A 19,599-nucleotide genomic window follows, 5' to 3' on the forward strand; every position below is an offset into this window, starting at 1 on the left:
TCAAGCAAGTTTCATGACGATCATGCCGGATACAATCAGCGCCGCCGCCATCAGTCGCATTGGTGTGACAGCCTCGCCCAGGAATACAGCGCCCACAGCAAAAGCTCCGACTGCACCGATACCGGTCCAGATCACATAGGCCGTACCCAGAGGCAGGCTGCGCATCGCCAAGGCCAGCAAACCAAACGAGCCCGCCATTGACACGGCCATGATGGCCGTTGGCCACAATCGGCTGAAGCCAGCTGTTTGTTTCATGGCAAAAGCCCAAACAATTTCGAGCAGGCCAGCAAGAAGAAGATAAATCCAGGGCATAGAACGACCTCATCTATTATCGGGTCGTCCCGATACTTGTCCCATGGTTGGGGAGGTCGTCCTCACCCCAGAACGTAAGCGATCTTGCGTGTTCTTCAAGAGAGACGGACGCGTGTCATTCTATTGAGACCTTCTTGTGTCACCATTTCCCAACCCAACAGCGGAACGGTTATGAGGATGAGGACATTCGGATGAAAGTCGAGAAGCATTCAAAGCCGAAGACATGCGTGATCTGTATGAAATGGGGCGACGCTTTTGGCCCGGACTACGTCAATATGCTGTTTGGGGCGGTCCAAGACCACTTGCAGTTGGAACATGACTTTCTTTGCATAACCGATAACCCCCACGGCTTGGATCAGGGTATTCTCACCTATCCCTTAAGCTTTCCTCAACTCGAGCGTCAGGACTGGACCCATGGGAAATGGCCCAAGTTGCTGATGTTCAACCGAGACATTGTCGCCGACTACGATACTGCGTTGTTTCTGGATCTGGATCTGTTGATCACCGGTGATCTTGCCCCCCTGCTGACGCTCGTTCAGGACCAGGGTGGGCTTTTCCTGATGCCGAAGTTTCGCGGGTTTGTCTGGCGCATGATACCGGCGGTCCTCTGGGATCGTGCGCCGTGGTTGATGAACAAGGTGACGCGCGGAAACTCGTCCATCGTCGGGTTCATCCCGTCCGAACAGTTTCACCTCTTTGACCAGTTCGACGGCCGCACGGCGCTGCCGAAATACGACAATGATCAGAACTATATTTCAGCACGTGCGTTCAGCCGAAAATGTTACCCGAAAAACTGGTGCGTGGGGATCATTCACCTTGTGCACTATTGGCCATTCGGCCTGATATTTCGGCGGTACAAACACCGCCCGAGGCGCCCGAAAATCGTGATCTTCAACGGTGATCCAAAACCGGTTGAACTGGTCAATGACAAGATAGGCTATTGGGGCAGCCGCCGCCGTCGCGCCCATGGTGGGATCAGCTGGGTGGCGGAATACCTCAAGAAATACGGGTATTCTCACTAAACCGGAAAAAAGGTTTGCCGGGCCGCGAAGCCAGCCCGGCAAAGAGTGTCTAGTTGGTGATGATTTCCGGCCCCATGAAGGTATTGGGCAGGAAGGTCGAGATCCAGGGTATGTAGGTCACCATGATCAGGAATACGAAGAGCACGGCCAGGAACGGCAGCGCCGCCTTCACCACACTCATCATCGGCATCCCCGCGACACCAGACGTGACAAACAGGTTCAACCCGACGGGAGGCGTGATCATCCCGATCTCCATGTTCACCACCATGATGATGCCCAGATGGATGGGATCGATACCCAATTCGATGGCAATCGGGAACACCAGCGGCGCAACGATCACCAACAGCCCCGAAGGTTCCATGAACTGACCGCCGATCAGCAAGATCACGTTCACAACGATCAGGAAAGTCACCGGCCCCAGCCCCGCTGACAGCATCGCACTGGCGATGTGCTGCGGTACCTGTTCATCTGTCAGAACGTGCTTCAGGATCAGCGCGTTGGCGATCACGAACAACAGCGTGACGGTCAGCTTCCCAGCCTCAAACAGCGTGTGCTTGGTGTCTGGATGGAAAAACGCCGTGATCAACGCATAGGGTTTTTTGAGCAGCGAAAGGTTACGCTCGCCGTCCGCCGTGCTCAGCGGCCCCATATCCTTGTAGACAAAGCTGGCGATGAAGAAGGCATAGACAGCCGCGACCGCTGCCGCTTCGGTCGGCGTGAAGATCCCACCATAGATACCACCCAGGATGATCACGATCAGGAACAGGCCCCAACCGGCTTCTCTGGCCGAGACAAAGATCTCGCCCCACCCTTTCCAATCACCTTTCGGAAGGTCTTTGACCTTGGCCATAACATAGATCGTCACCATCAGCATCAGACCCGCCATCAGGCCCGGGATGACACCGGCCAGGAACATGCGTCCGACCGAAACCTCGACGGCGGCCGCATAGACAACCATCACGATGGAAGGCGGGATCAGAATACCTAACGTCCCGGCGTTACAGATGACACCGGCGGCAAATTCCTTGGAATAACCCACCTGCCGCATCCCGGCGATGACAATCGAGCCGATGGCCACCACGGTTGCCGGAGACGAGCCTGAAAGGGCGGCAAACAGCATGCAGGCAAACACACCCGCAATCGCCAGGCCACCGGGCAGATGACCCACGCAGGCAATCGAAAAGCGGATGATCCGCCGGGCCACACCACCCGTTGTCATGAAGGACGAAGCAAGGATGAAGAACGGGATCGCCAGCAGGGTAAAGTGCCCCTCAAACGCTTCAAACAGTGTGCCTGCGACCGAGGCCAGCGAACTGTCGGAATAGATCAGCAGGAACAGGGTCGAGCTTAGCCCCAGCGCCACCGCAATCGGAACCCCGATCAGCAGCAGGCCAATGACCATCGAAAACAGCAGAACAACATCCATCAGTTATGCTCCCCCTGCTGCGCGCGAACTTCTTCGATCTCGTCCTCGACCTCATGGCTGGCGACCAGTCGATCAGTCTCGCCCCGCCAGATTTGCACAGCAACCTGCGCAAAGCGGATCACCAGCAGCAACATCGACAAAGGCAGGATGAAATACGGAACCACTTTGGGCAGTTTTTCGTAATATTCTCCATAGTTGATCATGTCCTCCAGAAACCTGAAAGGCGCCACCATCGGAATATCATCGACTTCATAAAAGCTCTGACTCCGGGCGTCGAAATTGAACCCTGTCGGGAACCAGCGACCGGATGTGGGTGGCAGGTCGGCGAACACGGCCCAGTAGTCATAGGACCCCTTTAGCAACAGCAATGAGAACAACAGACAACAGGCTACCGAAATCAGAGCAAGAATCCGGCGCGGCGCGGGCGCCAGCATGTTCAGGATCGCGTCGACCCCAAGATGGGCGTGTTTCTTGACCGCATAAGAAGCCCCAAGCAGCACCAGCCACCCGAACATGAATACCGTCAGCTCAAGCGCCCACAAGATGTTCGAGTTGAAGAAGAACCGCGCGATGACATTGGCAAAAGTCACGACCGTCATCAGGCCCAACAACACCGCAATAAGCGTCTCTTCGATATGGTCGACCAGCCCGGTCGGGCCGGATTTCGCACCAGACATATCTCTGTCCCCACGTATTCAGATTATAGGGAGAATGGCGGGCCGTTGACCGGCCCGCCCGAGCACACGCGTCGTTAACTCCCCAGTCCCGCGACGCGCGGCCTGACCGGATTAGAACCCGGCGTTAATGGCTTGCGCGGCGTCGATCTTGTCCTGACCCACGTCTCCGGCAAACTTGTCCCAGACCGGTTTCATCGCGTCGACCCAAGCCTGACGCTGCTCCGGATCCAACTGACGGATGATGCCACCTGCTTCGGTGATCGACGCTTTGGCGGCTTCGTTCACGGCAAAGGCTTCCTTGTTCCGGGTTTCCGTCACTTCGGACAGGATGGTCAGGAACTGGTCCCGCACATCCGGTTCCAGGCTGTCCAGCCAGTCAACTGAGGTGACAACCAGATAGTCGATGATGCCATGGTTGGTCTCGGTGATACCGTCCTGAACCTCAAAGAACTTCTTGCCATAGATATTCGACCAGGTGTTTTCCTGCCCGTCCACAACACCCTGCTGCAACGCACCATACACCTCAGAGAAAGCCATTTTCTGCGGGCTTCCACCGATGGCTTCCATCTGCGCCACCAGCACGTCCGAAGACTGCACGCGGAACTTCAAACCATCTGCGTCGGCGGGTGTTTCCAGCGGTTTGTTGGCTGACATCTGCTTCATGCCATTGTGCCAGAATTCCAGCCCCTGCAAGCCGCGACGCTGCATGCTGTCCTTCATCGCCTGCCCAGCATCAGACGCCTGGAACGCATCCACAGCATCGATGTTCTTGAACATGAACGGCAGGTCAAACAGGCGGAACTGTTTGGTGAATTTTTCGAATTTCGACAGCGACGGCGCGGCCAGTTGCACATCGCCCTGCAACATGGCCTCAAGGACCTTGTCGTCGTTATAGAGGGTCGAGTTCGGGAACACTTCCATGCACATGACGCCATTCATTTCGTCATTCACACGTTGCTCCAGCAGCGAGGCCGCGATGCCCTTGGGGTGTTTGTCAGTATTGGTGACATGGGCAAACTTCACCACGATCTCACCATCATCACAGGCGGCAAAACCGGCTGTTGCGGATACGGACAACGCCAATGCGGTGGCAGCTGTTGTCAGGAATTTCATCTGTCTTTTCCTCCCAGACTTCCTATCAAGTGCCGCGTTTCGACGAACCCACGGCCATGTCCGGTAGTGAAACGACTCAGCCGCAACCGCTCAACATTTTGATCGCGCGGAACGATATCTGATAATATTCTTTAAATACAGCACTTTACAAATCATCCGAAAATTCACTCAGTCGCTCGACCCAATGGGTGTGCGAAATTCCGCACAGGGCAATTCAGGATTGTGCGAGATTTCGCACATCTCTCGAATCACCAAAGCGAATCAATGATAGGCTTACATTGGCGCACCCGCAGTCCGCAGCGCGGACTGCCACGCCCAACGGATTGAACTGCATGCCAATGCAGGCCAACCCGGCGGGAGCTCTAGCGCCGATAATCCTCTGGACGGATCTGATACCGCGCCAGCTTGTCATAAAAAGTCTTGCGCGGCAGCTTCAGCGCTTTCGCCGCCTCTGATGCTTTGCCATTGTGACGCCCCAGCGCTGCGATCAGCAAGGACCGCTCGACCCGCGCCATCTGTTCGCTCAATCCCAATGACGCGGCCTGCGCGACGTCTTCAGGCATCCCCAGCACGAACCGCATCGCCGCAGACATCAAAGATCGTGCATTGCCCGGCCAGTCGCTGGCCATAAGCGCCGCAAGATGCTCGGTCGACACCTCGGGCGCGGCAATCCCGGCCTGTTCCGCCGCTTGGGCGACATAATGGCGGAAGATCACCGGGATATCCTCGGGGCGCTCGGACAAGGCCGGTATCCGCACGCGCATCACATCCAGATGATAGAACAGATCAGGCAGGAACCGCCCTTGCCCCGACAGTACGGCAAGATCATTTGTCGTCCCCGCTATGATCCGCACGTCCCCTTCCTGATCCAAAAGTTCAGCCGCCGCGTATTGCACCGGTTCCGGCAAGGCCGAAACCTCATCCAGAAACAGCGAGCCCCCCGCCGCATCCTGACAGGCGTGCTGAAAGGTCTCGACCGTCAGCCCCGAGGCCAAACGTTTGACAAAAGCACCCTGCGACCGGGGCGACATCAGGTGAATGACCTCGGCTACTTTCGAGATACCGCTTCCAGCAGGCCCCATGACCAACACCGCCGCCAAGGTCGGCGCGACCGAGCGCACACGCGCGCGCAACTCATCCGCTTGCGCGGATTGGCCAAACAACATTCGCGCCGCCGCATCGCCCCGCTCCAGCGCATATTTCATCGCGCGTTGCTCAAGAACTTCATGACGCGCTGCGCAGGCGCGTTCCAGCACGGCCAGCAGATCCGCCGCCGCACAGGGCTTTTCCAGAAAGTCAAAAGCCCCCGACCCCATCGCCTCGACCGCCATCGGGATATCCCCCTCACCGGTCAGCAATACCACGGGCAACTCGGGATCCATGTCTTTTGCATAGGTCAAAAGGTGAAACCCATCCCGACCCGGCATCCGGATATCAGAAACGATCACCCCCGCGAAATCCGGCTGGATCAGATCTTTTGCCGCCACAAAGGATCCGCAGGCTATCGCCTCATAATCGGCCAGTTCAAGCGTTTGGGACAAAGCCTCGCGCACCGCCGCATCGTCATCGACCACCAGCACTTTTCGGATCATGCAACCTTTTCCTGTCTGACCGGATCCAACTCGACGGTGAACACCGCGCCGTCACCGGTGTTGGCGCCTCGAATATTGCCACCAAAGCTTTGCACCAACCCGTATGATATGGACAGCCCCAGCCCCATACCTTCGGATGAGCCCACGGCCTTGGTGGTATAAAATGGCTCGAACAGTTTCTCGGGCTCTTCGATGCCCGGACCGTTGTCGCGCACGGTCACTTCAAGGCGATCCTTGGTATGAAGCGTGATCTCGATGCGCCGATCCCGCTGATGGATCATCGCATCGATGGCGTTGTTGATCAGGTTGACGAAAACCTGCACCAAACGCACCTCTCCACCCCAGGCAAAGACCGGCAGATCAAGTGGCTGCCAGACCAGTTCTACTTGTTCCGCTTTCAACCGCACTTCAGCCAGCTCAACCGCCGTATTGATGACCTGAACCAGATCAACCTTGCCCATCGGCTCGCTTTCATTGCGGGCAAAAGCGCGCAGGTTCTTGATGATGCGTGCCATCCGCGCTGCCATCTGGGCAATGCGACCAAGGTTCTCGCCCGCCTTGTCATCTTTCCCGCGTTCCAGAAAGGCGGTGCCGTTTTCGGCAAATTGCTGAATGGCCATCAAAGGTTGGTTCAGCTCATGGCTGATCCCCGCCGACATTTGCCCCAAAGCGCTCAGCTTGCCGGCCTGAACCAGATCGTCCTGTGCCCGCTTCAACGCCGCCTCCGCCTCTTCCCGTTCGGTCACTTCGCGACGCAATGCTGTGTTCGCGACGGTCAACGCCTCGGTCCGCTTTTTCACGCGTGTCTCTAGCACCGCATTTGCTTCGGCCAAGGCCCGTCTGCGCTCCGTGGCCAGAAACAGCAACGCCCCGAAGGCCAGACAGATCGCCGCCACTGCCGAGGCTTGCAAACCCGCCAGCCGCTGCGCAGGCGCCACATCCACCAGAACTTCTGCAGTCATGTCGATAACAGGTAGATCCAGCGTCAGGTGCAAGGCTTCCTGGGGCAGGTACCGCCCCCAATTCAGGCGCCAAAGCTCATGCGCACCGACGAAACGTGCGTCAAAAGCCGTATCGCGCCCCTCTGGCGGAACCAACCCCGACTGACCCGCAATGCGCTGCCAGAACAACAGGTCCGACCGGTTCGAGATAAACACAACCCCCTCAGCATCGACAAAAAACACCGCCTCGGTACTGCCGCGCCAAGTCTGTTCCACATCCTGCACGTCGGCAACGACCATCAGAACGCCATCCACCTGCCCTTCTGGCCCAAACGAAGGAGCGGCATAGGAATAGGTCCGGTTCCCGCTGTCAGGATCAACACCATGCGCATTGCCTAGCGAGCCCTGCATGGCGCGCTGAAAGGCGGGATGGGTGAAAAGCTGCCCCTGCCGCACCGGCTGCGCTGCAGCCAATACTCGCCCATCTCGATCCAGAACCATGATATTCACAGCGGCTGTTTTGTCAGCAACATCCAGCAACACCGCCTGCGCCACGCGCGCCTGTTCCAGTGTCTCAAGCCCCTGAAGGCTCGGATGGTCGGCCATGAGCACCGCAAGCTCCTGATAGACCTGCATCTGCGTGCTCAACCGGTCCGCGGCCAATTCAAGATCCGCTTCGGCCTTTTCGCTCAGCTGCGACAAAGCCTGCCGGTAACCATAGGTCCAGACGCCGACGGTCAAAAGCCCGACGACGGCAAGAAAACCCAGGATGATCCAAATCCGTTGCATGTCTTAGGGTCTTGCATTCAACACGCGCCGTGGCAAGTGTGCAGCGCATGAAGACGATCCAGCAATCCCCGACCGAAACTGACTTTGTCCAGAACCCCTACCCGTTTTACGACCGGGCGCGGCAATTGGGCGATCTGGTCTATTGGACCGACTACAACATGCCAGCTGCGGTCTCACACAATGCCGTGCAAGAGGTGTTCCGCGACCGGCGTTTCGGTACCGAAAAACCCAAAGAGCTGGAACAGCCCCAACCAGATCACCTGACCCCATGGCTGAACGTCGAGGCCCATTCCCTGCTCGAAGCTGAGCCCCCACGCCACACCCGCCTGCGGTCTTTGGTCCTGCGTGCCTTCACGTCGCGTGCCATTGCGGGTCTGAGCGATGATCTGGAAACCCTCTGCCACAGGCTGATCGATCAATTCCCCGATGCGCCCTTCGATCTGCTGTCAGCCTATTGCACCCAGATCCCGGTCATCACAATCTGTCGGCTTCTGGGCGTGCCAGAGGATCGGGCCCCCGACCTGCTGCGCTGGTCCCATGCGATGGTGGCCATGTATCAGGCCGGTCGCACCGAAGAAACTGAGCACGCAGCCGCCCGCGCCACGCAAGACTTCACCGCCTTCCTGACGGGTTATATCGAAACCCGCCGCAGCCAGCCGCGCGATGATCTGATTACCTCGCTCATCGCAGCCGAAGACAAGGGCGAGAAACTGTCCCATGGCGAATTGATCTCAACCTGCATTCTTCTGTTGAATGCCGGGCACGAGGCCACGGTTCATTCACTCGGCAATGGTGTCAAAACCCTCCTCGAAACTGGAATTGGCCCAGAAGCGCTGACCCACGATGCGATCGACGCAACGATAGAAGAGATTCTGCGCTATGACCCGCCGCTGCATCTGTTCACCCGCTATGCCTATGAAGAGATCGATCTTTACGGCCACCGGTTCCAACGCGGCGACCAGATCGCGCTGCTTTTGGGGGCCGCCAACCGAGACCCAGCACACTGGCCCGCCCCCAACAGATTTGACCCGAGCCGAGCAATCACCACCAACAGCAGCTTTGGCGGGGGTATCCATTTCTGCGTCGGCGCACCGCTGGCCCGGCTTGAAATGCGCATCGCCCTTCCGATCCTGTTCCAGCGATGTCCCAAGCTGCGCTTGCACGGACAGCCCCGCTATGCACTGACCTATCATTTCCACGGCCTTACCGAGCTGATGGTCGAGACATAGTCTTCGGATCCCTGGCTTCATCTGTCGGAATACTTCGGTGGGCGACCGCCACATTTGGACGGTGGGCAAAGTTGCATGCAGGCCTCACACCTCTTTCAATGCTTCCAACGGCAGCATCGTGGTTGATTTGATCTCTTCCATCGACAGCAAGGCAGTCACGTTATGTACCCTCACCTCTGAAATCAGCGTCTGATAGAACGCGTCGTAAGCACGGGCGTTCTTTACGCGCACCTTGAGAATATAGTCGATATCCCCGGCCAGACGGTGCGCTTCCTGCACTTCCGGCCTGTCACGCAGCGCTTTGAGGAACTTTCGTTGCCAGTCGGCCTCATGTTCCGACGTGCGGATCAGAACAAAGAAAGTTGCTTCAAATCCAAGCGCTTCGGCGTCCAGCAGCACGGTTTGCTGCCCGATGATACCTGCGCTCTTCAACTTGCGGATACGATTCCAGACAGGTGTCTTGGAACTGCCAACCCGCGCTGCAATTTCGTCCAGTGACTGGCTGGCATCGCGCTGCAGCTCCGCTAGAATTTTCCGATCTGTATCATCTATTCGAACCGACATTCCAATTCCGTCCCAATTCCAAAACCAACGTCCCAAAACCGGCAACCGAAAGGACGTATGTTCTTATTTACCGCACCATATGGCAAACAAGTGGGAATATTTCCTATATTGAGGGTCAAGTCAAACACCGCAGACGGCACCTGGCGCATCCCTGCCCTGACGCCGACTGACACAGACAGAAGATTAAGGAGCACGCCACATGGCCCGCGCGTTTACACCCAAGGTGGTCACCGCCAATGACCTGGTGGAAGGCGATGTGATCTATCTGACAGAAGATGATCGTTGGTCGCGGACTTTGTCCGACGCCGAGCTGATCACCGATGAAGCCCATGCACAGCTGCGTCTGCTGGATGCCGAGCGCCAGGCCAATATCATCGTGGGTGCCTATCTGGCAGATGCCATTGCCGGTGAAAACGGTCCCGAACCTACCCATTTCCGTGAGGATTTCCGCCGTACTGGGCCTTCCAACTACGCCCATGGAAAGCAGGAAACACAAACGCAGCCCCGGTCCTGATCACAGGCCACTTCTCCCCTTAAAGGCCCCGGACCTGGGGCTGCAACGAAGGACAGCTAGACATGTATCGTTACTCTGAGTTCGACACAGCCTTCCTGGAAGAACGTAACAAGCAATTCCGTGCACAGGTCGAGCGTCGTATCGACGGATCGCTCACAGAAGATGAGTTCAAACCCCTGCGTCTGATGAATGGGCTCTATCTGCAGTTGCACGCCTATATGCTGCGGGTTGCCATTCCCTATGGCACGCTCTCCAGTGATCAGATGCGCCAACTGGCCCTGCTGGCCGAAAAGTGGGACAAGGGCTATGGCCATTTCACCACGCGTCAGAACATTCAGTATAACTGGCCCAAGCTGAAAGACGTGCCGGATATGCTGGACGCTCTGGCCGAGGTTGGCATGCACGCTATTCAGACCAGCGGCAACACCATCCGCAACGTGACCGCCGACCATTTCGCAGGCGCTGCCGCGGATGAGGTCGCTGATCCTCGCCCCTATGCCGAACTGCTGCGCCAGTGGTCCACCGACCACCCGGAATTCCAGTTCATGCCGCGCAAATTCAAGATCGCCATCACCGGAAGCGAAAACGACCGTGCCGTGATCAAGGCGCATGATATTGGCCTGCAACTGGTTGAGCGCGAAGGTGTTCTGGGCGCGCGTGTCATCGTGGGTGGTGGTTTGGGCCGTACGCCCATGATCGGCAAGGAACTGTCCGAATTTGTCGCCTTTGACGATCTGCTGGCCTATCTGGAAGCCACGGTTTCCGTCTGGAACCAGATCGGTCGGCGCGACAACAAATACAAAGCGCGTATCAAGATCACCGTGCATGAGAACGGCATCGACACGATCCGCGCCAAGGTTAATGAACGTTTCCTACAGGTACGTCCGCAATTCAAAGGCGCTGACATGAACCTGCTGGAAGAGATCAAAACCCACTTCGCGGCGCCCAATTTCCGCGAGGGCTCGGTTGCGTCCTTTGAAAGCGCCTATACCAACGATCCGGTTTTCCGTTCGTGGGTCGATACAAATATCGCGCCGCATAAGAACGCGGACCACGCGATTGTCACGATCTCGATCAAGAAACACGGCACAACGCCGGGTGATGCAACTGCCGAGCAGATGCGCGTGATGGCTGATCTGGCCGAAAAATTCGCCTATGACGAGCTGCGTATCAGCCATGAGCAGAACGTGATCCTGCCGCATGTCCACAAATCGGACCTGCCTGCGATCCATGCGAAGCTCAAGGAACATGAGCTGGCCACCGCCAATATCGGCCTGATCAGCGATATCATCGCCTGCCCCGGCATGGATTACTGCGCACTGGCGACAGCGCGTTCGATCCCTGTGGCACAAGAAATCGCAACACGGTTTGATGACCTTAAGCTTGAGCACGATATCGGCCATCTGAAAATCAAGATCTCGGGCTGCATCAACGCCTGCGGTCACCACCATGTAGGTCATATCGGCATCCTTGGTCTGGATCGCGCAGGGGTCGAAAACTACCAGATCACCCTGGGTGGCGACGGAACCGAAACGGCGGCCATTGGCGACCGTACAGGTCCCGGCTTTGCCTATGATGAAATCGTTCCGGCGGTGGAACGGATCGTCGACACCTATCTGGAACAGCGCGAAAGCGCAGAGGAAGAGTTCCTGCAGACCTATCGCCGGGTTGGCATGGCTCCGTTCAAGGCAGCCCTCTACCCCGAGGCGCAGGCGAATGCCGCTTGACCTGATCCAGACGGAGCTGGGCAAAGACCGCGCCGAACTGACCGAAAAGGTCGAGGCGCTGAATGCCCGGTTCCGCCATCACTCGGCCCATGACGTGATGCATGGCGCGCTTGAGGCGATCGACGAATTGGCCTTGGTCTCCAGTTTCGGCGCAGAGTCGGTGGTGTTGCTGCATATGGCGGCGGTGGTCAACAAGATGACCCCGGTGCTGTTCATCGACACTCAGATGCTGTTTGCAGAAACGCTGGAATACCAGCAAGAGGTCAGCGAACGTCTGGGGTTGAAGAACGTCAAAATCATCCGCGCGGATGAAGAGGACGTTCAACGTGACGATCCGTACGGAGCGCTGCGCCTGCGTGACATGGATGCGTGTTGCAACCTGCGCAAAACCTTCCCGCTGCAACGGGCACTGTCCGGCTTTGATGGCTGGATCACTGGACGCAAACGGTTTCAGGCAGGCACCCGCGCCGCGCTTGAATTCTTTGAGGTCGAAGACGGTACAGGCCGGATCAAGGTGAACCCGCTGGCCCATTGGGCGCCCGAAGATGTGCGCGCCTATATGGAAGAAAACAACCTGCCACGGCACCCGCTGGTGGCCAAAGGATACCCTTCGATCGGCTGTGCCCCCTGCACCTCACCGGTCAAAGAGGGCGAAGACCCCCGCGCCGGACGCTGGCGCGATCAGAACAAGGAAGAATGCGGCATTCATTTTGTCGATGGCAAGATGGTGCGCGCCGGAGAGAAAACATGAACGTAATCGTAACCGATGAGGGGTTCAGCCCCGATGACTGGACCGACAGCTATGTCACACTGGACGACGCCGCGAATGATGTTGTGGCCCTGGATGTGGCCTCGGACACTGACCCTGATGAGCTGGTTGAACGTCTGGGCTGCGCCAAAATGGTGCGGGTCGATTTTCCGTCGTCGGCGGATGGCCGCGGTTTTACCATCGCGCGCGTCTTGCGCCTGAAAGGCTACACGGGGCGCTTACGCGCCAAAGGTCATGTGCTGGCTGACCAGTACGCCATGGCCCGCCGCAGCGGGTTTGACGAGGTTGAAATCGACAACGCTTTGGCCACACGTCAGCCCGAGGATCAATGGCTGGCCCGCGCCAATTGGAAAGACAACAACTACCAGGCACGCCTGCGCGGATAAACCGCCATCGCCTGCTTGTGAAGAAACGGGGGCAATCTGTCCCCTTTTCTTGCCTTCTAACAGTGTTTAAACGGAGATGCCGGTCGCCCGACCAGCTGTGAAACGATGACAGAGATGAAACCCGTGACCGAAGCCACCGCCGTCAAGGCCCCCGTCCTTCCCGACGCCCAAATCGTAACCGATGTCAAACATTGGACGGACAAGCTGTTCTCGTTCAAGGTCACGCGTCCCGCCTCATTGCGGTTCCGCTCGGGCGAGTTTGTGATGATCGGCCTGATGGGCGACCCTGACCCCAAGACCGGCCGCCAGAAACCTCTGCTGCGCGCCTATTCGATCGCGTCGCCGTCCTGGGACGAAGAGCTTGAGTTCTATTCGATCAAGGTGCAGGACGGCCCGCTGACCTCCAAGCTTCAACATATCCAGCCCGGTGATCAGATCATCCTGCGCCCCAAGCCGGTTGGCACACTGGTGCATGACGCATTGCTGCCCGGCAAGCGAATCTGGTTCTTTGCCACCGGCACAGGCTTTGCCCCCTTTGCATCGCTACTGCGCGAGCCGCAGACCTATGAAGACTATGACGAGGTCATCATCACCCATACCTGCCGCGACGTGGCCGAGTTGAATTATGGCCGCGAGCTGATTGAAAGCATCAAACAAGATGAGCTGTTGGCCGAACTGATGGGCGAAGGCTTTGCGGACAAGATCCGTTATTACCCGACCACCACACGCGAAGACAGCCCCAAGATGGGCCGCATCACCACCCTGCTGCAAGACGGAACGGTCTTTGCCGATCTGGGCATCGAAGGCGGTATCAAACCTGAAACCGACCGTGCAATGGTTTGCGGCAGCCTGGCGTTCAACCATGACATCAAGGCCATCCTGGAAGAGTTCGGCCTGCGCGAAGGCGCAAATTCCGACCCCAAGGAATTTGTCATCGAAAAGGCCTTTGTCGGCTGATCACGATCTTCAACCGGGCGCGCCACCGCCCGGTTGGCCCAAAACATCTGAAAAATCCGGTGATTTTCGTTCCGCGCCTTCGTTATGCCGCTTGAAACGCAGCGTTGGGCGGTCTAAATTCCGGGCTCGAAATTCTGCAATTATCAAAGGAATGAACCCATAGCCCGCAGACCTCACAACGCGCCGCCTCAGAGAGAGACCGGCCCGCGTGTCAATGAAAGCATCCGTGCCCCCGAAATTCGCCTGATTGGCGCCGAAGGTGAAAATGTCGGGGTGGTTCATCCTGCCAAAGCCATGCAACTTGCCGCAGATGCGGGCCTTGATCTGGTCGAGATCTCGCCCAACGCCAAGCCGCCCGTCTGCAAGATCATGGATTTCGGCAAGTTCAAATACGAACAGCAAAAACGCGAAAGCGAAGCCCGCAAGAAACAAAAAGTCATCGAGGTCAAAGAGGTCAAGTTCCGGCCCAACACCGACACTCATGACTATGACGTCAAGATGAAGAACGTCTTCAAGTTTCTGGAAAAGGGCGACAAGGTCAAAGTCACTCTGCGCTTCCGCGGTCGCGAAATGGCCCACCAAAATCTGGGGCGCGAGCTTCTGGAACGCGTAGCCGAAGATATCAAAGAAATCGGCAAGGTCGAGAATATGCCCAAGATGGAAGGTCGTCAGATGATCATGATGATCGGCCCTCTTCCGCAGAAATAAGACCCCTGAAATCTGCGGACGACAAGCCCCTTCGCACACGAAGGGGCTTTTGTTTTGCGCAAGGCAAAGACTTACAGAACCTGATCCAAAGCCCGCCCCAGCTTATCAACCAACTCATCAAGCTGCGCGTCTTCAATGATAAAGGGCGGCGCCAACAGTATATGGTCTCCACTGCGCCCATCGCGCGTGCCCGACATCGGGTAACAGATTAAGCCCTCGGCCATCGCGGCTTTCTTGATCTTTCCCGCAATGCCGCGCGACGGATCAAATGGTTCTTTGCTGGTCCGATCCTCGACCAGTTCCACCCCGATAAACAGACCCCGCCCGCGAATATCGCCGACATGCGCGTGCTGACCAAAGGCTGCATTCAATTTGGATTTCAGCTTTTCTCCCATGACACCTGCACGCGCCGGCAGGTCATGCTCCGTCAGCTCTTGCACAACAGCCAACGCCGCAGCAGTCGCCACCGGGTGACCAACATAGGTGTGCCCGTGCTGGAAAAAGCCCGAGCCCTGACGGATCGCATCATAGATCTTTGAACTGCACAGCATGGCACCGATTGGCTGATACCCCGCGCCCAATCCCTTGGCGATACACAGAATATCGGGCTCGACATTATCATGCGCGCAGGCAAAGAGATGCCCCGTGCGCCCCATTCCGCACATCACTTCGTCCAGAATTAATAGTACCCCGTAAGTATCACATATTTCGCGAATTCTCTGGAAATACCCTTCGACCGCCGGCACTGCGCCCAGTGTCGCGCCAACTACAGGTTCAGCCATAAACGCCATCACCGTGTCGGGCCCGAGCCGCTGGATTTCGGCCTCCAAAGCGTTGGCGACCCGTTGCCCATAGTCATAACTGCTCTCACCATCTGGCTTTTCGGCATATTCGTAACAGGCAGGAATATGCGTCATGTCGATCAGCATCGGTGCGAATTGCGCGCGGCGCCATTCATTGCCACCCGCCGACAACGCCCCAAGCGTGTTGCCGTGATAGCTCTGCCGTCGAGCGATCACGTGGCGTCGCTCAGGCTGGCCGATTTCCAGAAAATACTGCCGCGCCAGCTTGATCGCAGCCTCGGTCGCCTCGGACCCGCCAGAAACAAAATAGACCCGATCCAGATCACCGGGCGCATGGTCGATCAAAAGATCGGCCAAAGCCTCCGCAGGCTCCGACGTCATGAACCCGGTATGAGCAAAGGCTATCTTGGCTACCTGATCTTGCACCGCCTGAATAACCGCCGCGTTCGAGTGGCCCAGACAGGACACAGCCGCATCACCACAATCCAGATATCGACGCCCCTGAGCGTCCAACAGGTAACACCCGTCCCCGCCAACAGCCGTTGGCAATTCGCTTTTGGTATGACGTGGAAATACATGGCTCATGGCATTGTCCTTTGCAGCCGTTCAAACGCCAACGCGGTACGCTGGTTTCAAGGTGAAACCTACTCCATTTTCATCGGTGCACAATGTCGTCTCAACCAAAAGAAAAAGCCCCAAGGTCTCCCTCGGGGCTTTTCAATCGCTTGAAAGCGAGCTTTACAGACAGGCCGATACTGCGCGTTTGGTCATCACACTGACCAGATGCGCGCGGTATTCCTTGCTGCCATGCAGATCGCCGATCATGTTCATCGGGTTGATCTTCAGATCCATCAGCGCGTCCGCGCGGAACTCCTTGCTCAGCGCCGCCTCGGCCTCGGACCACCTGAACACACCGTCCTCGCTGGCACCCGTCACCGCCACGCGCACACCGTCGGCAAAGCGCGCCACATAAACGCCAACGAGGGCAAAGCGAGACGCGGGCTGCAGGAACTTCTCGTAACATGCCGCCTGTGGCACCGGGAACCGGACCTGCGTGATGATCTCTCCTTCCTCAAGCGCTGTGCTGAACATGCCCTCAAAGAAATCATCGGCTGCGATCTCACGCGTATTGGTCACGATGGTCGCGCCCGAACCCAATACACCCGCTGGATAACAAGCCGCCGGATCATTGTTGGCCACCGACCCGCCGATTGTACCACGATTGCGCACAGCCGGATCGCCAATCTGACCGGCCAACGCCGCAAGCGCAGGATATGAGCTCGCCGCCTCTCGGGCCACCACAGCATGAGGGGTCGCCCCGCCTATGGCCACAGATCCGTCATCCTCGACACAGACACCGATCATCTCGGCAATGCCGCTGAGCGACACCAGTGCCGATGGGGACGCAAGTCGCTGTTTCAGCGTCGGGATCAGCGTTTGACCACCCCCCAGGGCTTGCGCATCTTCCGCCCCCAAAGCCGCCACAGCATCCGCTATGGTCGACGGCTTCTCAAACTCGAAATTATACATCTCGTCTTCCTTTCCAAAATCAGGACAAGGCGCGCCCCGTCCTTCTTCTGTTCAAAAATACCTCGGGGGTCTGGGGGCAGAGCCCCCAGCTTCCCTGACCTCTCAGCTGTTCATCGCCGTCCAAACGCGCGATGGGCTTACCGGCATGTCGATATGATCGATGGCCTTTCCGCCCGAATTCAGCGCATCCAGAACCGCATTGACCACAGCGGGCGGCGAACCAATCGCTCCAGCTTCACCACAGCCTTTCACACCCAGAGGGTTGTGCGTACACGGCGTCTGGCTGGAATGATCCACACCATAGAACGGCACGTCATCTGCACGCGGCATGGCATAGTCCATGAAGGACGCGCTCAGCAGTTGGCCGTTCTCGTCATAGGCACAGTTCTCAAGCAACGCCTGCCCGATCCCCTGGCCAATTCCGCCATGCACCTGGCCGTCCACAATCATCGGGTTGATGATATTGCCAAAGTCATCCGCAGCCGTGAACGCCTCGATGCTGACCTTCCCGGTTTCGGGATCAACCTCAACCTCGCAGGCATAGGCCCCAGCGGGATAGGTAAAGTTGGCAGGATCATAGAAGGCGGTCTCTTCCAGCCCCGGCTCAACCTCCAGCGGGAAGTTATGCGGCACGTAAGCTGTCAGGGTCACATCGCCCCAGGCCACCGACTTGTCGGTGCCTGCGACGCTGAATTGACCATCCTTCAACTCGATATCCGCCTCGGACGCTTCCAGCAGGTGGGCTGCGATTTTCTTGGCCTTATCGATCACTTTCTCGGTCGCGCGCACCATCGCAGAGCCGCAGACCGCAAGGCTGCGTGAGCCATAGGTGCCCATGCCAAACGGGATCTTCGAGGTGTCACCATGCACGATCTCGACCATCGACTCGTCAATGCCGATCATGTCCGCCACAACCTGCGGGAAGGCGGTCTCATGCCCCTGCCCGTGGCTATGTGCCCCCACCATCACACTGATCGAGCCGGTGGCATTCACGCGCACGGTCGCAGCATCATAAAGACCCGCGCGTGCACCCAGCATACCGACGATATTCGACGGGGCGATTCCGCAAGCCTCAATATAGCAGTTGATGCCCAAACCGCGCAGCTTGCCCTTGGCTTCGCTCTCAGTCCGACGCGCGGCAAAGCCCGCGATGTCAGCAGCGGCCTCAAGCTTGTCCATCGTTCCGTGATAGTCACCGGTGTCATAGGTCAGCGCCACAGGCGTGTCATAGGGGAACTGAGTGACAAAGTTCTGGCGGCGCAAGGCAATCGGATCGACCCCCAACTCACGCGCGGCTTTGTCGATCACGCGTTCCAGCTGATAGGTCGCCTCGGGGCGGCCTGCCCCACGATAGGCATCGACCGGAACGGTGTTGGTAAACATGGCCTTCACATTCACCTGAATGACCGGCGTCTTGTAGTTGCCCGCCATCAGCGTGCCATGCAGCCAGGTCGGAACCGAACTGGAGAAGGTCGACAAATACGCACCCAGATTGGCGTAAGTATTTGTCCGCAGAGCGATAAAGTTGTTATCCGCGTCCAGCGCCAGTTCGATCGTGCTGACATGGTCGCGGCCCTGCGCGTCTGACATGAACGCCTCGGACCGGCTCGATGTCCACTTGACCGGACGGTTACAGGCCTTGGCCGCAAAGGTGCAGAACGCCTCTTCTGCATAGTGGAAGATCTTGGTGCCAAACCCACCGCCCACATCCGGGGCTACAACGCGCACCTTGTGCTCGGGCAGGCCCAGCACGAAGGCACACATCAGCAGCCGGATCACATGCGGGTTCTGTGACGTGGTATAGAGCGTGTATTCGTCTGTGCCGCGGCTGTATTCGGCCAGCGCCACACGCGGCTCCATCGGGTTTGCCACCAGACGGTTATTGACCAGATCCAGAGTGGTCACATGGGCCGCATTGGCAAAGATCCCGTTGATCTTGTCATTGTCTTCTTCGCCCAGATGCCAATCGTAGCAGATGTTGTTTTTCAGGTCGTCATGCACCAGCGTCGCGCCCTCTTGCGCGGCGGCTTTCATGTCCAACACGGCTGGCAATTCGTCGAGATCGACCTCAATCGCTTCGGCCGCGTCACGCGCCTGTTCCAGACTGTCGGCCACGACTGCGGCAATCGGGTCCCCCACATGGCGAACCTTGCCTTGCGCCAGAATGGGGTGCGGCGGCTCCTGCATGGGCGCACCATGCCGGTCAGTGACTTCCCAACCGCAGGGCATACCGCCCACGCCTTCGAAATCCTTACCGGTAAACACTTTGACCACGCCCGGCATCGCCTCAGCGGCTGACGTGTTGATACTGTTGATCCGTCCATGCGCGATGTCCGAGCGCAGGAAATACACATGGGCCTGGCCATGCGCGTTGATGTCGTCGGTGTAATTGCCTGCTCCGGTCAGAAAGCGTACGTCCTCGCGCCGCTTGGAACTGGCTCCGATGCCACTGTCTTTGGGCATTGCTTGTTCTCCTCCGATAAACGGATGCGTCCGGCGCATCCCTTACGTCTCTCACGGGCGTCTCAATCACGCCCGCA

Annotated in this window: 18 protein-coding genes; 8 read left to right on the forward strand and 10 right to left on the reverse strand. The window is 57.8% G+C overall.

Annotation, left to right across the window (positions count from 1 at the left end):
• A complete protein-coding gene (locus GOW40_RS01165) occupies positions 1 to 312 on the reverse strand; it encodes a multidrug efflux SMR transporter (protein WP_171129266.1) in 312 nt (103 codons plus the stop codon).
• 191 nt (positions 313 to 503) lie between these two features.
• On the opposite strand from GOW40_RS01165, the gene GOW40_RS01170 reads away from it, so the two are divergent.
• A complete protein-coding gene (locus GOW40_RS01170) occupies positions 504 to 1,334 on the forward strand; it encodes a hypothetical protein (protein WP_171129264.1) in 831 nt (276 codons plus the stop codon).
• A gap of 49 nt (positions 1,335 to 1,383) precedes the next feature.
• Here GOW40_RS01170 and GOW40_RS01175 read toward each other — a convergent pair whose 3' ends face one another.
• From GOW40_RS01175 to GOW40_RS01195, 5 genes are all read right to left on the reverse strand, one after another.
• The gene (locus GOW40_RS01175; RefSeq protein WP_171098730.1) at positions 1,384 to 2,760 is read right to left on the reverse strand and encodes a TRAP transporter large permease; all 1,377 of its coding nucleotides are present in this window, start codon (positions 2,758 to 2,760) and stop codon (positions 1,384 to 1,386) included.
• A complete protein-coding gene (locus GOW40_RS01180) occupies positions 2,760 to 3,437 on the reverse strand; it encodes a TRAP transporter small permease (protein ID WP_171129262.1) in 678 nt (225 codons plus the stop codon). The genes GOW40_RS01175 and GOW40_RS01180 overlap by 1 nt, the downstream gene beginning before the upstream one ends.
• Positions 3,438 to 3,548: 111 nt before the next feature.
• Entirely contained in the window at positions 3,549 to 4,550 is a 1,002-nt protein-coding gene (locus tag GOW40_RS01185; protein ID WP_171230831.1) for a DctP family TRAP transporter solute-binding subunit, read from the reverse strand.
• 362 nt (positions 4,551 to 4,912) lie between these two features.
• The gene (locus GOW40_RS01190) at positions 4,913 to 6,142 is read right to left on the reverse strand and encodes a sigma-54 dependent transcriptional regulator (protein ID WP_171230832.1); all 1,230 of its coding nucleotides are present in this window, start codon (positions 6,140 to 6,142) and stop codon (positions 4,913 to 4,915) included.
• Positions 6,139 to 7,872 (reverse strand): ATP-binding protein, encoded by a 1,734-nt coding sequence (locus GOW40_RS01195; RefSeq protein WP_171136386.1) that lies wholly within the window; start codon positions 7,870 to 7,872, stop codon positions 6,139 to 6,141. The genes GOW40_RS01190 and GOW40_RS01195 overlap by 4 nt, the downstream gene beginning before the upstream one ends.
• A gap of 47 nt (positions 7,873 to 7,919) precedes the next feature.
• Between GOW40_RS01195 and GOW40_RS01200 the strand changes: the two genes are divergently transcribed.
• Positions 7,920 to 9,101, forward strand: a complete 1,182-nt coding sequence (locus GOW40_RS01200) for a cytochrome P450 (RefSeq protein WP_171129255.1) — start codon at positions 7,920 to 7,922, stop codon at positions 9,099 to 9,101.
• Between the two features lie 84 nt (positions 9,102 to 9,185).
• Here GOW40_RS01200 and GOW40_RS01205 read toward each other — a convergent pair whose 3' ends face one another.
• On the reverse strand, positions 9,186 to 9,665 hold the full coding sequence (locus tag GOW40_RS01205) for an Lrp/AsnC family transcriptional regulator (RefSeq protein ID WP_171129253.1): 480 nt from the start codon (positions 9,663 to 9,665) through the stop codon (positions 9,186 to 9,188).
• A 199-nt stretch (positions 9,666 to 9,864) separates the two neighbouring features.
• Between GOW40_RS01205 and GOW40_RS01210 the strand changes: the two genes are divergently transcribed.
• From GOW40_RS01210 to infC, 6 genes are all read left to right on the forward strand, one after another.
• Entirely contained in the window at positions 9,865 to 10,179 is a 315-nt protein-coding gene (locus GOW40_RS01210; RefSeq protein ID WP_171129251.1) for a DUF2849 domain-containing protein, read from the forward strand.
• Between the two features lie 62 nt (positions 10,180 to 10,241).
• The gene (locus GOW40_RS01215; protein WP_171129249.1) at positions 10,242 to 11,906 is read left to right on the forward strand and encodes a nitrite/sulfite reductase; all 1,665 of its coding nucleotides are present in this window, start codon (positions 10,242 to 10,244) and stop codon (positions 11,904 to 11,906) included.
• Positions 11,896 to 12,657, forward strand: a complete 762-nt coding sequence (locus tag GOW40_RS01220; protein ID WP_171129247.1) for a phosphoadenylyl-sulfate reductase — start codon at positions 11,896 to 11,898, stop codon at positions 12,655 to 12,657. The genes GOW40_RS01215 and GOW40_RS01220 overlap by 11 nt, the downstream gene beginning before the upstream one ends.
• Positions 12,654 to 13,061, forward strand: coding sequence for a DUF934 domain-containing protein (locus GOW40_RS01225; protein WP_171129245.1), 408 nt, complete (start codon positions 12,654 to 12,656; stop codon positions 13,059 to 13,061). Before GOW40_RS01220 ends, GOW40_RS01225 begins: the two co-directional genes overlap by 4 nt.
• Before the next feature lie 105 nt (positions 13,062 to 13,166).
• A complete protein-coding gene (locus GOW40_RS01230; RefSeq protein ID WP_171129243.1) occupies positions 13,167 to 14,018 on the forward strand; it encodes a ferredoxin--NADP reductase in 852 nt (283 codons plus the stop codon).
• 159 nt (positions 14,019 to 14,177) lie between these two features.
• A complete protein-coding gene (infC, locus tag GOW40_RS01235; RefSeq protein WP_171099263.1) occupies positions 14,178 to 14,726 on the forward strand; it encodes a translation initiation factor IF-3 in 549 nt (182 codons plus the stop codon).
• Positions 14,727 to 14,797: 71 nt separating this feature from the next.
• On the opposite strand, the gene GOW40_RS01240 is transcribed toward infC, so the two are convergent.
• The 3 genes from GOW40_RS01240 to GOW40_RS01250 form a co-directional block, all read right to left on the reverse strand.
• Complete coding sequence (locus tag GOW40_RS01240) at positions 14,798 to 16,114, reverse strand: aspartate aminotransferase family protein (protein WP_171129241.1); 1,317 nt, start codon at positions 16,112 to 16,114, stop codon at positions 14,798 to 14,800.
• Between the two features lie 153 nt (positions 16,115 to 16,267).
• Positions 16,268 to 17,059, reverse strand: coding sequence for a xanthine dehydrogenase family protein subunit M (locus GOW40_RS01245; protein WP_171129239.1), 792 nt, complete (start codon positions 17,057 to 17,059; stop codon positions 16,268 to 16,270).
• 102 nt (positions 17,060 to 17,161) lie between these two features.
• On the reverse strand, positions 17,162 to 19,522 hold the full coding sequence (locus GOW40_RS01250) for a xanthine dehydrogenase family protein molybdopterin-binding subunit (RefSeq protein WP_171129237.1): 2,361 nt from the start codon (positions 19,520 to 19,522) through the stop codon (positions 17,162 to 17,164).
• Positions 19,523 to 19,599 lie beyond the last annotated feature (77 nt).

The organism is Ruegeria sp. HKCCA6707, assembly GCF_013033515.1.
Lineage (GTDB): Bacteria > Pseudomonadota > Alphaproteobacteria > Rhodobacterales > Rhodobacteraceae > Ruegeria.